Source organism: Ruegeria sp. SAZD011 (assembly GCF_059612545.1).
In genome coordinates, this window is the sequence record NZ_JBXWQU010000027.1 from 13028 (window position 1) to 26648 (window position 13621).

Consider the following 13621-nt stretch of genomic DNA (forward strand, 5'->3'; position numbering starts at 1 on the left):
GCAAATTCCGGTGCACAGGGTGATGGACGACACGGCGCGACACGGGGCAGAGCCCTATCGATTGGACGATCAGGTGGGCTATCTGCTGCGGCTGGCCAGCCAGCGTCATGCCGCGATCTTTCAGTCGCAGACCATCGAGGGGCTGACCGCGACCCAGTTCGCCGCGCTGGTGCGGCTATCCGAACATGGCAAATGCTCGCAAAACCAGCTGGGCCGACTGGCCGCGATGGATGTGGCCACGATCAAGGGCGTGGTCGACCGGCTGCGGCAGAAGGGGCTGACGCTGGCCGAGCCCGATCCGGGCGACAAGCGGCGGATGCTGATCTCGCTCTCGCCGCAGGGCGCGGCGCTGGTGGCCCGAATGAAGGACGCGGGCGCGCGCATCACCGCCGACACGCTCGCCCCCCTGTCCCCCACCGAACAGCGCAGCTTTCTCAGGCTGCTGGCCAAGCTGTCATGATCTGACCGGCCGTTTCGGCGAAGCCTTGTCCAGCACCAGTTCCGAGCGCGAAAACCGGATCGGCGTGCGCAGGCCGGGTACACCCTCGGGCTCGATCCGCATGCCGCGATGGGCGATCTGCGGGTCGGCCAGCGCCTCGGCCACCGAGTTGATCGGCCCACCCGGCACGCCGCCCTGCTCCAGCGCGGCCAGCAGATCCGCCTTGGTCCAGTTCAGGCAGGCCGCCGTCAGCAACTCGGTCATCTCGGCCCGGTGCGCGACCCGGTCGGGATTGGTGGCAAAGCGTGGGTCATTGATCAGCTCGGCCACACCAAGAATGGTGCAGAGCGTGCCATATTGCCGGTCATTGCCACATGCGATGATGATATGGCCATCGGCCACCGGAAACACCTGATACGGCACGATATTGGGATGGGCATTGCCCAGCCGTGTCGGGCATTGCCCTGAGGCAAGGAAGTTCATCGCCTGATTGGCCAGAACACCGGCCATGCAATCAAGCAGGCTGAGATCCACATGCTGGCCCATCCCGGACCGCTCCCGTTCCGCCAATGCCGCCTGAATGCCGATGACGCCGTAAAGCCCGGTAAAGATATCGGCAAAGGCCACGCCGATCTTTTGCGGCTCGCCCGCCGGGTCGCCGGTCAGGTCCATGATGCCGCTCATGCCCTGGATCAGAAAGTCATAGCCCGCCCGATGAGCATAGGGGCCGTCCTGTCCAAACCCGGTGACCGAGCAATAGACAAGGCGCGGATTGACCTCCTTGACGCTGTCATAATCGAGGCCGAATTTCTTCAGCCCGCCGACCTTGAAATTCTCGATCAGCACATCCGCCTCGCGGATCAGGTCCAGCAGCTTGTCGCGGTCGCCCGCATCCCCGAAATCCAGCGCGATCGAGGTCTTGCCCCGGTTGGCCCCGTGGAAATAGGCGGCCGAGCGGTCGCCCTCGCGCTCGATGAAGGGGGGGCCCCATTTGCGGGTGTCGTCGCCCTCGGGGCTTTCGACCTTAAGCACTTCGGCGCCCAGATCGGCTAGGGTCTGGCCTATCCATGGCCCCGCCAGAATGCGGGCCAGTTCGACCACTTTCAGCCCTTGCAACGGTGCGCTCATCTGCCTGCCCTTTTCCTGCCAGTGACGTCAGGGCAGGTTCTGCCCTAGCTGACGATCCGGGGCAAGCGGGTTGCGGGTGGGGTGTTGCGGCTGCGCTCGCTGCGCACCACCCCGTCGATCACGGTCATGCCGACGCCGGGCAGATTGCCCAGCTGCACCGATTCCAGAAGGGTTTTGCCCGGCGCATGCTGCGCCTGATCCATCAGCACGAAATCGGCGGCATAGCCCCGCTCCAGCAACCCGGTATCCAGCTCGCGCTGACGGGCGGTGTTGCCGTTGGCAAAGCAGAACGCGATCTCGGCCGGGACATTGCCCAGCGCCGACAGCATCGCCACCATGCGCAGGATGCCCAGCGGCTGCACGCCCGAGCCCGCCGGCCCATCGGTGCCCAGAATGATCCGGTCCATCTGCTTCAACTCGCGCGCGGTGTTCAGCGTCAACAGCGCCGCGCGTTCGTTGCCGTTATGCACGATCTCCAGCCCGGCGGTGCAGCTTTCGCACAGGCACATGATCTGGTCGTCAGGCAACGCCGAATGGCCGCCGTTGATATGGCCGATCACATCCGTCCCGGTTTCCAGCACCATGTCTGCGTCAATTAGGCCCGATCCGGGGATCGAGGGGCCACCGGTATGGATGGTGGACTGGATGCCGTATTTGCGCGCCCAATCGACCATCTGACGCGCGGTCTTGCCGTCCTTGACCGTGCCCAGACCGACCTCGCCCAGCAGCTTGACCCCGGCATCGGCCAGTTCCTTGAAATCCTGCTCGACCATGCCGTGCTCGATCACCGGAGCGCCGGCCATCACCTTGACACCCGAGGGGCGGAAATTCTCGTACCAGCGCTGCGCCGCGATCGCCATCGCCTTGAGGCCGACGATATCCTTGGGGCGGCCCGGCATATGCACCTCGCCCGCCGAAATCAGCGTGGTCACGCCCCCGTGCAGGGTGCTGTCGATCCAGTGCAACTGCTGTTGGCGCGGGGTATAGTCGCCCACCACCGGGTGCACATGGCTGTCGATCAGGCCCGGCGCCAGGGTGACGCCATTGGCGTCGATCAGCGTGTCGGCGCCTTCGGTATCCAGATCACCCTCGTATCCCCAATCCGAGATCCGTCCGTCGATGGCAATGACGCAATCGCCGTCATAGATCGGCTCTTCCATCTTGCCCGACAGCAGCAGGCCGATATTGGTGATGACAAGCTTGCCCGACATGGCGCCCTCCGCGAAACGAGAAACTCGTTAGCACGCTAACATAGGCGGGGATTCGGTCAAGCGCCGGCTGTCCGGCCCATCGGGTCAGGTGTTGAACAGGAAGTGCAGCACGTCGCCGTCCTTGACGACATAGCTTTTGCCCTCGGCCCGCATCTTGCCAGCCTCTTTGGCGCCCTGCTCGCCATTGCAGGCGATATAGTCGTCATAGGCGATGGTTTCGGCGCGGATGAAGCCCTTTTCGAAATCGCCATGGATCACGCCCGCCGCCTGCGGCGCAGCGGTGCCCTGACGGATGGTCCAGGCGCGCGCCTCTTTCGGGCCGACGGTGAAATAGGTTTCCAGATGCAAGAGGGCATATCCGGCCTTGATCAGCCGGTCGAGCCCGGCCTCTTCCAGCCCCATCTCTTCGAGGAACATGGCGGCCTCGTCATCTTCGAGCTGGCTGATCTCTTCTTCGATCTGGGCCGAGATGATAACATGGCTGTTGCCCTGAGCGGCGGCCATTTCAGCGACACGGGCGGAATGGGCATTGCCCTCGGCCGCCTCGGCCTCGCCCACGTTGCAGACATAAAGCACCGGCTTGGTAGTCAACAGTTGCAGCATCTTCCAGGCCTTGGCGTCCTCGTCGCTGACCTCGACCACGCGGGCGGGCTTGCCGTCCTCCAGCGCCGCCTGCGCCGCGGCGAGCAGACGGTCCTGCTGCTGGGCGTCCTTGTCATTGCCCTTGAGCTTGCGCACCAGATTGGCCCGGCGCTTCTCGATGCTTTCCAGATCGGCCAGCATCAGTTCGGTCTCGATGGTCTCGGCATCGGCCACCGGGTCGACGCGGCCCTCGACATGGGTCACGTCGCCGTCCTCGAAACAGCGCAGAACATGGGCGATGGCGTCGACCTCGCGGATATTGGCCAGGAACTGGTTGCCCAGCCCTTCGCCCTTGGAGGCGCCTTTGACCAGCCCTGCGATGTCCACAAATGTCATGCGGGTCGGGATGATCTGTTTCGACTTGGCAATCGCGGCCAGCTTGTCCAGCCGGGCATCGGGCACGCCCACCTCGCCCACATTGGGCTCGATGGTGCAGAAGGGGAAGTTTGCCGCCTGCGCCGCCGCGGTGCGGGTCAATGCGTTGAACAGGGTCGACTTGCCCACGTTCGGCAGACCCACGATACCCATTTTGAAACCCATGACCGTCTCCTGATGCCATCTGACGGGGCCTTCTAGGCGGGTCGGCGCAAATGCGCAAGCCGCGCGCGCGTCGGCATGTTTCATCCCTTCACGACTGTGCAAGCCCCGCGTGAGCCCACTTGTGGGGTTACTGATCGGTACACATTTCTCCTGCCGAACACCGTCACAAGAAATGGCAGCGATATGAAACAGTTCCTTCTCTCCGCGATCCTGGCCTTTGGGCTTGCCGGCACAACGCAGGCGCAATCCCTTATCCTTGGAGCCGGATACGCGGATTTCCAGCACGAGCAGTCCCAAGATCAGGGGGTTCTGTCACTGGAATACCAGCACACGCCGTTCTGGGAGCGGGGTCGCCTCAGCGCCCGGTTGGCCGCGGCGGCGACGCTGCATGCCAATGGCGATTTCCATTTGGGCGCGGGCGTTGCCGGAGAATATGCCCTGGACAGAAACTGGTTCATCGAGGCCAGCGTGCTGCCCGGCGTCTATTTCGAGGGTGAGGACAGCAACACGCTGGGCAGCCGGTTCGAAGTGCGCAGCCTGTTTGGCGTCGGTTACCGCTTTGACAATGGCGATGCGCTGTCGCTGGCGATCACGCATAAATCGAATGCCTCGATTTCCGAGTTCAACCCGGGCGTCAACTCGGTTCTGCTGCGGTTCCACCGCTCTTTCTGAGCTGCGCGTCGGGTGTGGGATTGATTTTCGGCACGGTTTTCTGCACATCAGGCCGATAGCAGAACGCAAGGACGCCCGATGACCCGTATCGACGCCAAATTCGCCGAGTTGAAAGCCCAAGGCAAAAAGGCCTTTGTCTCATATGTGATGGCGGGGGATCCGGATTTCGACACCTCGCTGGAGCTGGTCAAGGGCCTGCCCGGCGCTGGCGTGGATGTTATCGAACTGGGTCTTCCCTTTACCGACCCCATGGCGGACGGTCCCACGATCCAGCTGGCTGGCCAGCGTGCGCTTGATGGCGGCATGACGCTTCAGCGGACACTGGATCTGGCGACCGAGTTCCGCAAGACCGACAACAGCACGCCCATCGTCCTGATGGGCTATTACAACCCGATCTACAATCGCGGCGTCGACCGGTTTCTGGCCGATGCCAAGGCCGCCGGTATCGACGGGCTGATCGTGGTCGACCTGCCGCCCGAGGAAGACGCCGAATTGTGCCTGCCCGCACAGGCGGCCGGTTTGAACTTCATCCGACTCGCCACGCCGACGACCGACGACAAGCGTCTGCCGCGCGTGCTGCAAAACACATCGGGCTTTGTCTACTACGTCTCGATCACCGGGATCACCGGCGCGGCCGAGGCGCAGGCGACCGATGTCGGCCCCGAAGTGGCCCGGATCAAGGCGGCGACCGACCTGCCAATTATCGTGGGCTTCGGGATCAACACGCCCGAGAAATCGCGCGCCATCGCCAGCGTCGCCGATGGCGCCGTTGTCGGTTCGGCCATCGTGAGCCAGATCGGCGCGGGCAAACCGGTGGCCGAGGTTCTGGCCTTTGTCAAATCGCTGGCGGACGGCGCGCACAGCGCCTGAGCGTCAGGGCCGGCGCCGCAGGATGTTGATGCCCGAATACTCGGCAACCTTTTGGCCGTCCTGATTGTAGATCTCGCTCAGCACCGTGATCCGGCCCCGGTCGGGGCGCGAACGCGACGCGGTACTCTCGGTGACCGTTGCCACCACCCGCAGCAAGTCGCCGGGGCGCACGGGCACCATCCACTTTACATCGGTCATACCTGGAGACCCCATCGAGGCCTCGGCCCAGAGGCCCGATGCATACCAACGCTCGAACGCGGTGACGAGCGTGTGCCAGCCGCTGGCGATGATCCCCCCGAACGGGCCGTCCTTTGCCGCCTCGGGGTCGATGTGGAACGGTTGCGGGTCCCATTTGCGCGCGAAATCCATGATCTCGTCACCCGTCATTTCCCACGGGTCGGACTCGTAGCGGAACCCGACCGGAAAATCCTCCCAGTATTTCGTCATGCCCTCTGCCCTTGCTAAAGCGCCCGGTGCACAGTGTCGCGGCCAGACCGAGTTGCCAAGCGGCAAAAATATTGGTAAACAAATTTAACCAATTTTGAGGGACAGGATATGGCCGTCATCACCAATATCGAAGATCTCAAGCGGATCTATGAACGCCGCGTGCCGCGCATGTTCTACGATTATGCCGAAAGCGGCAGCTGGACAGAACAGACCTTTCGCGAGAACAGCTCGGATTTCGACCTGATCCGCTTGCGCCAGCGGGTTGCCGTCGACATGTCCGGCCGTTCGACCGCCAGCCAGATGGTCGGGCAGGACGTGGCGATGCCGGTGGCGCTGGCACCCGTGGGGCTGACCGGCATGCAGAACGCCGATGGCGAGATCAAGGCCGCCCGCGCCGCCAACGAATTCGGCGTGCCCTTTACGCTGTCGACGATGTCGATCAACTCGATCGAGGAGGTGGCCGAGGCCACGGGCCGTCCCTTCTGGTTCCAGCTCTACACCATGCGCGACACCGATTATACCAGCCGCCTGATCCAGCGGGCCAAGGCCGCCAAGTGTTCGGCGCTGGTGATCACGCTCGACCTGCAGATCCTGGGTCAGCGGCACAAGGATCTGAAGAACGGGTTGTCCGCCCCGCCGAAACTGACCCCCAAAACCATCGCCAACCTGATGACCAAATGGGCCTGGGGGATCGAGATGCTGGGCGCCAAGCGGCGCAATTTCGGCAATATCGTGGGCCATGTTCAAGGCGTATCGGATAACGCCAATCTGGGCGCCTGGACCGCCGAGCAGTTCGACCCCACGCTCGATTGGGGCAAGGTCGCCAAACTGATGGAGCAATGGGACGGCAAGGTGATCCTGAAGGGTATCCTGGATGCCGAAGATGCGAAAATGGCCGCCAAACTGGGCGCCGATGCCATCGTGGTCTCGAACCATGGCGGCCGGCAGCTGGACGGCGCGCTAAGTTCGATCCGGGTTCTGCCCGAAATCATCGATGCGGTGGGCGGCGACATCGAGGTGCATCTGGACAGCGGTATCCGTTCGGGTCAGGACGTGCTCAAGGCGCTGGCGCTGGGGGCCAAGGGCACCATGATCGGGCGCGCCTTTGTCTATGGTCTGGGTGCCATGGGGCAAGCTGGGGTGACCAAGGCACTGGAGGTGATCCACCGCGAGCTTGACGTCACCATGGCGCTGTGCGGCGAGAAGAATGTCGCCGATCTGGGCCGCCACAACCTGCTTGTGCCCGAGGATTTCGGCGGCCGCTGGGCCTGAACCGGCAAACGGGGCAAAAACGGGCGAATCCCCCTTTCCTTTGACCCCGATCCACTGTAAGAGCGCGGCTTCACGCGGGGCTACAGCCTTGGAGGAGCCCCGCCCTAACATTGGAGATATTATCATGGCTGGTGAGATTCCTGATCTCGTAGCTCTGGAACGGACGGGGACAGGCAAGGGCGCCGCTCGTCAGGCACGCCGCGACGGCATGGTTCCGGGCATTGTGTTTGGTGGCGACAACGACCCGCTGCCGATCCAGATCCCGTTCAACCGTCTGCTCAAGATGCTGAAGGCGGGCCGGTTCAAGTCGACGCTGTTCAACCTCAAGGTCGAAGGCCACGAGGATGTCCGCGTGATCTGCCGCGACGTGCAGCGTGATGTGGTCAAGGACCTGCCGACCCACCTGGACCTGATGCGCCTGCGCCGCACCAGCCGGATCAAGCTGTTCATCCACGTGGACTTCGTGAACCACGCGGCGGCACCGGGCCTGAAAAAGGGCGGCGTGCTGACCGTGGTGCGCCCCGAGGTGGAACTGGAAGTCACCGCGGGCGACATTCCCGAAAGCATCACCGTCGACCTGTCCGGTCTGAACATCGGTGACGTCGTGACCATTTCCAGCGTCAATCTGCCCGCCGGCGCCAAGCCGACCATCGACCGCGACTTCGTGATCGCCAACATCTCGGCCCCGTCGGGCCTAGCATCCTCGTCGGACGATGAAGAAGCCGAAGGCGAAGAGGCCGAAGGCGACGCCGAAGAATAATCTTCGCGACCGTCAACCCATCAGAAGGCGGGGCCGCGTTTGGCCCCGCCTTTTTTTGTAGTCAGGCCCAGAGGGCCGTCTGGCCTTTTGCAGCCGCAAGCGGCAAGAAGGACCGGCAACTGGCAAAGCAAGAGGCCCGACATGCGATTGTTCGTCGGACTGGGAAACCCCGGCGCGAAATACGCCCGCAACCGGCACAATATCGGCTTTATGGCGCTGGACCGGATCGCCGAGGATCACGGCTTTGGCCCGTGGCGGGCCAAGTTTCAGGGCCAGATCGCCGAGGGGCGGCTGGGCAGCGAAAAGGTACTGCTGCTCAAGCCCGAAACCTTCATGAACCGCTCGGGCCAGTCGGTGGGCGAGGCGATGCGGTTCTACAAGCTCGACAGCACTGACATCACTGTCCTGCATGACGAGCTTGACCTTGCCCCCGGCAAGGTCAAGGTGAAAGCAGGCGGCGGACATGCCGGCCATAACGGCCTGCGCTCGATCCACGACCATATCGGCGCCGCCTATGACCGGGTGCGGCTGGGCATCGGGCATCCCGGCCGCAAAGAGGCGGTGGCAGGCTATGTGCTGCATGATTTCGCCCGCGCGGACGAGGACTGGCTGGACAATGTGCTGCGTGGTGTCTCGGACGGCGCGCCGCATCTGGCCGCCGGAGACGGGGCGCGGTTCATGAACGCGGTCGCCCTGCGCACCGCGCCACCGCGTTCGTCAACCGGAACAGCCCGTCCGCCATCGGCAACGCCCGAAAAGACAGCGCCAGCCCCGGAGCCCGCGCCCCGGCCCGACGACCGCAGCGCGCTGCAAAAGCTGGTCGACCGGTTCAAATAACCCGCTGCCGCCACGTAGCAGTTGCGTGGCGTCCCAAGCCTTGCGACCCTTCCCGCGTGGTCCCATCGGAGGAGTGACATGCGCGTATTCGGAAAATGGCTGGGCCGGGTCCTGCTGGCCCTGATCCTGGCCGCAGGCGTCATCGGCGTCTGGAAATGGGAAGAGATCAACCGGCTGCTCGCCGTGAACTCTCTCTTCAACGCCGAAAAGATCGTCTCCAACTTCTCGCATATGGACGCGGCCTTTCTGACCGCCCCGGTCGCCCGGGGCAATGGCCCCACCTCGGACCTGCCCCATGGCGCCGCCTTTGAGCTGCCCACCGGCGGCGCAGACTGGGTCGAGGAAAGGGCGGTCACTTCTCTTCTTGTCATAAAGGACGGCCAGATCCGGTTCGAGGAGTATTATCTCGGCACCGGACCCGACGATCGCCGCATCTCGTGGTCGGTAGCCAAGAGTTACCTTTCGGCACTGTTCGGTGTCCTGCTGGAGGAGGGCGCGATCGCCTCGATCGACGATCCGGTTGTCAAATACGCGCCCCAGCTCAAGGGCAGCGCCTATGAACCGGCCAGCATTCGCAACGTGCTGAACATGGCCAGCGGCGTCACCTTCGACGAGGACTATTTCGACAAGAATTCCGATATCAACCGCATGGGCCGGGTGGTGGCACTTGGCGGCACGCTGGACGATTTCTCGGCGAGCTTCACCGACAGTTTCGCTGCGCCCGGCGAGACCTGGCAATATGTCTCGATCGACACCCATGTGATCGGCATGGTGATCCGGGGTGCAACGGGGCGCAGCGTCACCGACCTGTTGACCGAAAAGATAATCGCGCCGCTGGGGTTGGAGCGTGACGGCTACTACATCACCGATGGCGCGGGCGTGGCCTTTGTGCTGGGTGGGCTCAATTTCACCACCCGGGACTATGCCCGGTTCGGCCAGATGATCCTTGAGAATGGTAGCTATGGCGGCAAACAGGTTCTGCCGGCGGACTGGATCGCCGCCTCGACCGCCGCCAGCGCCCCGACCGCGCCCGGCAAGATCGGCTATGGCTATCAATGGTGGATCCCGGTTGGTGCTGGTCCGGGCGAATTCCTGGCGCGCGGCGTCTATGGCCAATACATCTATTTCGACCAGCCGCGCGGCGTGGTGATCGTCACCACCGGCGCCGATCGCGGCTTTCGCGGCGATGGCGTGAACGAGGCCAATATCGAAATGTTCCGCAAGATCGCGCAAAGCCTTTAGGATCGGATCATGACACCCGACCCGAGTCTCAATGTTCTGGGTGGAGCGCTGGCGCCCTGTTCGACCGATCCCGTCACCGGCTTCTTTCGCGACGGGCATTGCAACACCTGCGCGCAGGATCAGGGCAGCCACACGGTATGTGCCGTGATGACGGCCGAATTCCTCGCCTATTCCAAATATGTCGGCAATGACCTCAGCACCCCTCGGCCCGAGTTCGGCTTTGCCGGGCTGAAGCCCGGCGACCGCTGGTGCCTGTGTGCGGCGCGTTTCATGCAGGCCGCCGACGAGGGGTGTGGCCCGCAGGTGCACCTGGAGGCGACCCACAGGCGCGCGCTGGAAATCGTCCCGCTGGAGGTGCTGGAGCGTCACGCCATCCGGCGCGACTGATCCTTGCCCGCCTGTTCCGGCATCAGCTCACCGGTCATCAGGTCTTCGATGAAGAGGCCCAGCAATTGGGGACGCCCGGATACGCCCGCCTTGCGATAGATCGCGTTGGTTTGCGCCTTGACCGTCCCTTCGGAGGTGTTGCGCAGCGCCGCGATTTCCTGAAGGCTGCACCCCTTGATCGCAAACAGGGCGACGTCCCGTTCGGCCGCCGTCAAACCCCATTCCTCGAACCGTTCGTCCAGCAACTCCATGAATGCTCCGGATGCGGCACGCAGCCTGGCCTCAGCCCTGTGCGCTCGGCGCCAGGTCCGGCTCAGGGCAAGCCAACCAAGGACCCCGCCTAGCAGCAAACCGATTGCCGCGCCGATCTCCAACAGTTCCCGGGTCTGCCAACTGATCGGCGTGGTACGCAGGCCGATCACGGTCAACAAGATATCGGACACGAAGAAAACGGCGCACACCGTCTGCACAACGGCAATCGCCAACAGGATCGCAACGCCCCTCATGCGGGCGCAGACCCGGCAATACCGATCCGGAGCAGATCAATCGTCACCATCGCCACCCGAACCGCTGCCGCCATCGTCGCCTCCGCCGTGGCCGCTGTTGTCACCACCATCGTCGCCGCCGTCATCCCCATCTGATCCGCTGTCCGAACTCGAATCCTCGCCTCCTCGGCCCCGGCCCCGACCGCGCCCCCGGCCGCCACCGTCGTCGGCCTCGGTCTCGGTCTCGGTGTCGGGCGACCGATCGAGCAAGCCGCCGCCAGTGGAAACCCGGTTGCCTTGCCAATAGTCCCTCAAGATCTCGCCAGTCCGTGGATTGACAATGATTTCGCGCTGTTCGCCGGGGCGTCTCGCAACGATCCGCGCACGACCCAGCAGGGTCCGGCTTACCTCGACTGACGTATACCCCTGCGCCCTGAGCTGTCGGGTGATCGTATCCGTCGTGGTTTGAGCCCAGAGGGCGCCGCCCCAGCACATCAGTGCCAGTCCGGAGGTGATGAAGCTTCTGCGATCCATTTGCCTACCTGATCAACAAGACTCCTGCCCTGATCAGGGCAGGAGTCACGGCAGGTTTGCCGCTTCGCGGGATCAAGGCAACCCCCGGTCGTTCAATCGTCATCTCCCGGGCCATCATCGCCATGGCCGCCATGATCGTCGCCCGCATCGTGGTCGGGGCCATCATCCCCGCCGTGCCCGCGACCGCCATGGTCGTCGCCCGCATCATGGTCCGCGCCATCATCTCCGCCGCGCCCGCGACCGCCATGGTCGTCGCCCGCATCATGGTCCGCGCCATCATCTCCGCCGCGTCCGCGACCGCCGTGGTCGTCACCCGCATCATGGTCCGCGCCATCATCTCCGCCGCGTCCGCGACCGCGGCCACGCCCGTTATCCTCGCGACTTGCAACCACGAAGCTCCCGGCCTCGGTCTGCGCAACCGTATCGGAATTGCTCGCCGAATCCGGTGCACTCAGGTCGGTCTGCACCACGCTGGCCTCGGCAAACCCGACCAGTCCGCCGACAAGAATTGCTCCGGCCGCAACCGCAACCCTGGATGTCACTGTCTTTCGCATTTCATACCTCCATCGCAAATGCGCACCGTCAAAACCAAACGGCGAGTTCAGGCTTTACGACTGGTGCGATGGGGGGAATTGATCTGTGGTTTAGAAGGACGACAAGAATGTGAGCAGTGGCGAATAAACAAAGGTTTAACCTTGTTTTCAGAATGTTGCGGGCAATTCGCTCGAAAGCCACCTCATCCCGGAAAGCAGAACAGCGGCCTCGAGAGCCGCTGTCATCCACCTTTGGTTTATTCCGAATGGGTCTGAACCCTTGAGCCGGCGCAACCCGGAACAGGCGACTCAGTCCTCTGCGTCACGCCCTTCGGTATCGGACATGTCAAAACCCAGGAACTTGGCCACCGTAAAGATGTCTTTGTCACCCCGGCCACACATGTTCATGCAGATGATGTGATCCTTGGGCAGGTCCGGCGCGATCTTCATCACGTGGGCCAGCGCGTGACTGGGTTCGAGCGCCGGGATGATCCCCTCGGTCGCGCAGCAGAGCTGGAACGCCTCCAGCGCCTCCTTGTCGGTGATCGAGACATATTTGGCGCGCCCGACCTCGTGCAACCAGGAGTGTTCCGGGCCGATGCCGGGATAATCGAGCCCCGCCGAGATCGAATAGCCTTCGAGGATCTGGCCGTCGTCGTCCTGAAGCAGATAGGTGCGGTTGCCATGCAGCACGCCGGGGCGGCCACCGGTCAGCGAGGCGCAATGTTCCATCTTCTCGTTGACGCCCTTGCCACCGGCCTCGACCCCGATGATGTTGACCGATTTGTCGTCGAGGAAGGGGTAGAACAGACCCATGGCGTTGGAGCCGCCACCGATGGCGGCGATGATGGTATCGGGCAGACGGCCCTCTGCCTTCATCATCTGTTCCTTGGCTTCCTTGCCGATGATTGACTGGAAATCGCGCACCATCGCCGGATAGGGATGCGGCCCCGCCACCGTACCGATACAGTAGAAGGTGTCGCGCACATTGGTCACCCAGTCGCGCAGCGCGTCGTTCATCGCGTCCTTGAGCGTGCCGCGTCCCGAGGTGACCGGGATAACCTCGGCCCCCAACAGGCGCATGCGGAAAACATTGGGTGCCTGGCGGCGCACATCATGAGCCCCCATGTAGACCACGCATTTCAGGCCGAACTTGGCGCAGACCGTCGCGGTCGCCACCCCGTGCTGCCCGGCGCCGGTCTCGGCGATGATGCGGGTCTTGCCCATGCGGCGCGCAAGAATGATCTGGCCCAGCACATTGTTGATCTTGTGCGCGCCGGTATGGTTCAGCTCGTCGCGCTTCATATAGACCTTGGCGCCGCCCAGATGTTCGGTCAGCCGCTCGGCGAAATAGAGTGGCGAAGGGCGGCCCACATAGTTCGCCCACAGATCGTTCATTTCCGCCCAGAAGCTCGGGTCTATCTTGGCCTTCTCATATTCCTCTTCCAGCGACAGGATCAGCGGCATCAACGTCTCGCTGACAAAGCGCCCCCCGAAGATTCCGAAACGGCCCTGTTCGTCAGGCCCGGACATGAAGGAATTGAAAAGGTCGTTGGCCATGGCGTGCTCCCTAGTATCGCGGTCCAGCACTAGCGGTACAACGGTGAAAGGTAAAGCGGTCA

The 13621-nt window shown here is 63.4% G+C and carries 16 protein-coding genes; 8 read left to right on the plus strand and 8 right to left on the minus strand.

From position 1 onward, the window contains the following. The first annotated feature begins 22 nt into the window (after positions 1 to 22). Positions 23 to 460: a MarR family winged helix-turn-helix transcriptional regulator gene (locus AC2FLM_RS14600; protein WP_496858885.1), complete on the plus strand. Its 438-nt coding sequence runs from the start codon at positions 23 to 25 to the stop codon at positions 458 to 460. On the opposite strand, the gene AC2FLM_RS14605 is transcribed toward AC2FLM_RS14600, so the two are convergent. From AC2FLM_RS14605 to ychF, 3 genes are all read right to left on the minus strand, one after another. Further along, the gene (locus AC2FLM_RS14605) at positions 455 to 1567 is read right to left on the minus strand and encodes a CaiB/BaiF CoA transferase family protein (protein WP_496858887.1); all 1113 of its coding nucleotides are present in this window, start codon (positions 1565 to 1567) and stop codon (positions 455 to 457) included. The two genes, AC2FLM_RS14600 and AC2FLM_RS14605, sit on opposite strands and share 6 nt — an antisense overlap. A gap of 44 nt (positions 1568 to 1611) precedes the next feature. Continuing rightward, positions 1612 to 2778: an amidohydrolase family protein gene (locus AC2FLM_RS14610; RefSeq protein ID WP_234167244.1), complete on the minus strand. Its 1167-nt coding sequence runs from the start codon at positions 2776 to 2778 to the stop codon at positions 1612 to 1614. 84 nt (positions 2779 to 2862) lie between these two features. Continuing rightward, entirely contained in the window at positions 2863 to 3960 is a 1098-nt protein-coding gene (ychF, locus tag AC2FLM_RS14615; protein WP_234140027.1) for a redox-regulated ATPase YchF, read from the minus strand. A gap of 183 nt (positions 3961 to 4143) precedes the next feature. Here ychF and AC2FLM_RS14620 point away from each other — a divergent pair, with 183 nt between their 5' ends. Continuing rightward, positions 4144 to 4632 (plus strand): acyloxyacyl hydrolase, encoded by a 489-nt coding sequence (locus tag AC2FLM_RS14620; RefSeq protein ID WP_234140028.1) that lies wholly within the window; start codon positions 4144 to 4146, stop codon positions 4630 to 4632. Positions 4633 to 4710: 78 nt separating this feature from the next. Then, the gene (trpA, locus tag AC2FLM_RS14625; RefSeq protein WP_234140029.1) at positions 4711 to 5502 is read left to right on the plus strand and encodes a tryptophan synthase subunit alpha; all 792 of its coding nucleotides are present in this window, start codon (positions 4711 to 4713) and stop codon (positions 5500 to 5502) included. Between the two features lie 3 nt (positions 5503 to 5505). On the opposite strand, the gene AC2FLM_RS14630 is transcribed toward trpA, so the two are convergent. Continuing rightward, a complete protein-coding gene (locus AC2FLM_RS14630) occupies positions 5506 to 5949 on the minus strand; it encodes a MaoC family dehydratase (RefSeq protein WP_234140030.1) in 444 nt (147 codons plus the stop codon). A 108-nt stretch (positions 5950 to 6057) separates the two neighbouring features. Here AC2FLM_RS14630 and AC2FLM_RS14635 point away from each other — a divergent pair, with 108 nt between their 5' ends. The 5 genes from AC2FLM_RS14635 (at position 6058) to AC2FLM_RS14655 (ending at position 10447) form a co-directional block, all read left to right on the plus strand. After that, positions 6058 to 7221 carry an alpha-hydroxy acid oxidase gene (locus AC2FLM_RS14635; RefSeq protein WP_496858891.1) on the plus strand — a complete coding sequence of 388 codons (1164 nt, stop codon included), beginning with the start codon at positions 6058 to 6060 and terminating at the stop codon, positions 7219 to 7221. Positions 7222 to 7345: 124 nt separating this feature from the next. Next, positions 7346 to 7981 (plus strand): 50S ribosomal protein L25/general stress protein Ctc, encoded by a 636-nt coding sequence (locus AC2FLM_RS14640; protein ID WP_234177955.1) that lies wholly within the window; start codon positions 7346 to 7348, stop codon positions 7979 to 7981. A 141-nt stretch (positions 7982 to 8122) separates the two neighbouring features. Continuing rightward, complete coding sequence (gene pth, locus AC2FLM_RS14645) at positions 8123 to 8818, plus strand: aminoacyl-tRNA hydrolase (RefSeq protein ID WP_496858893.1); 696 nt, start codon at positions 8123 to 8125, stop codon at positions 8816 to 8818. A gap of 78 nt (positions 8819 to 8896) precedes the next feature. After that, the gene (locus tag AC2FLM_RS14650; protein ID WP_496858895.1) at positions 8897 to 10060 is read left to right on the plus strand and encodes a serine hydrolase domain-containing protein; all 1164 of its coding nucleotides are present in this window, start codon (positions 8897 to 8899) and stop codon (positions 10058 to 10060) included. Positions 10061 to 10069: 9 nt separating this feature from the next. Next, positions 10070 to 10447, plus strand: a complete 378-nt coding sequence (locus tag AC2FLM_RS14655) for a DUF2237 family protein (RefSeq protein WP_234140035.1) — start codon at positions 10070 to 10072, stop codon at positions 10445 to 10447. Here AC2FLM_RS14655 and AC2FLM_RS14660 read toward each other — a convergent pair. The 4 genes from AC2FLM_RS14660 to trpB form a co-directional block, all read right to left on the minus strand. Further along, positions 10426 to 10953, minus strand: a complete 528-nt coding sequence (locus tag AC2FLM_RS14660) for a helix-turn-helix transcriptional regulator (protein ID WP_496858897.1) — start codon at positions 10951 to 10953, stop codon at positions 10426 to 10428. The two genes, AC2FLM_RS14655 and AC2FLM_RS14660, sit on opposite strands and share 22 nt — an antisense overlap. A gap of 36 nt (positions 10954 to 10989) precedes the next feature. Continuing rightward, a complete protein-coding gene (locus tag AC2FLM_RS14665; RefSeq protein WP_234221567.1) occupies positions 10990 to 11466 on the minus strand; it encodes a hypothetical protein in 477 nt (158 codons plus the stop codon). A 92-nt stretch (positions 11467 to 11558) separates the two neighbouring features. Beyond that, the gene (locus AC2FLM_RS14670; RefSeq protein WP_496858900.1) at positions 11559 to 12020 is read right to left on the minus strand and encodes a hypothetical protein; all 462 of its coding nucleotides are present in this window, start codon (positions 12018 to 12020) and stop codon (positions 11559 to 11561) included. A gap of 288 nt (positions 12021 to 12308) precedes the next feature. Next, positions 12309 to 13559 carry a tryptophan synthase subunit beta gene (gene trpB / locus AC2FLM_RS14675; protein WP_234221569.1) on the minus strand — a complete coding sequence of 417 codons (1251 nt, stop codon included), beginning with the start codon at positions 13557 to 13559 and terminating at the stop codon, positions 12309 to 12311. Positions 13560 to 13621: the final 62 nt, after the last annotated feature.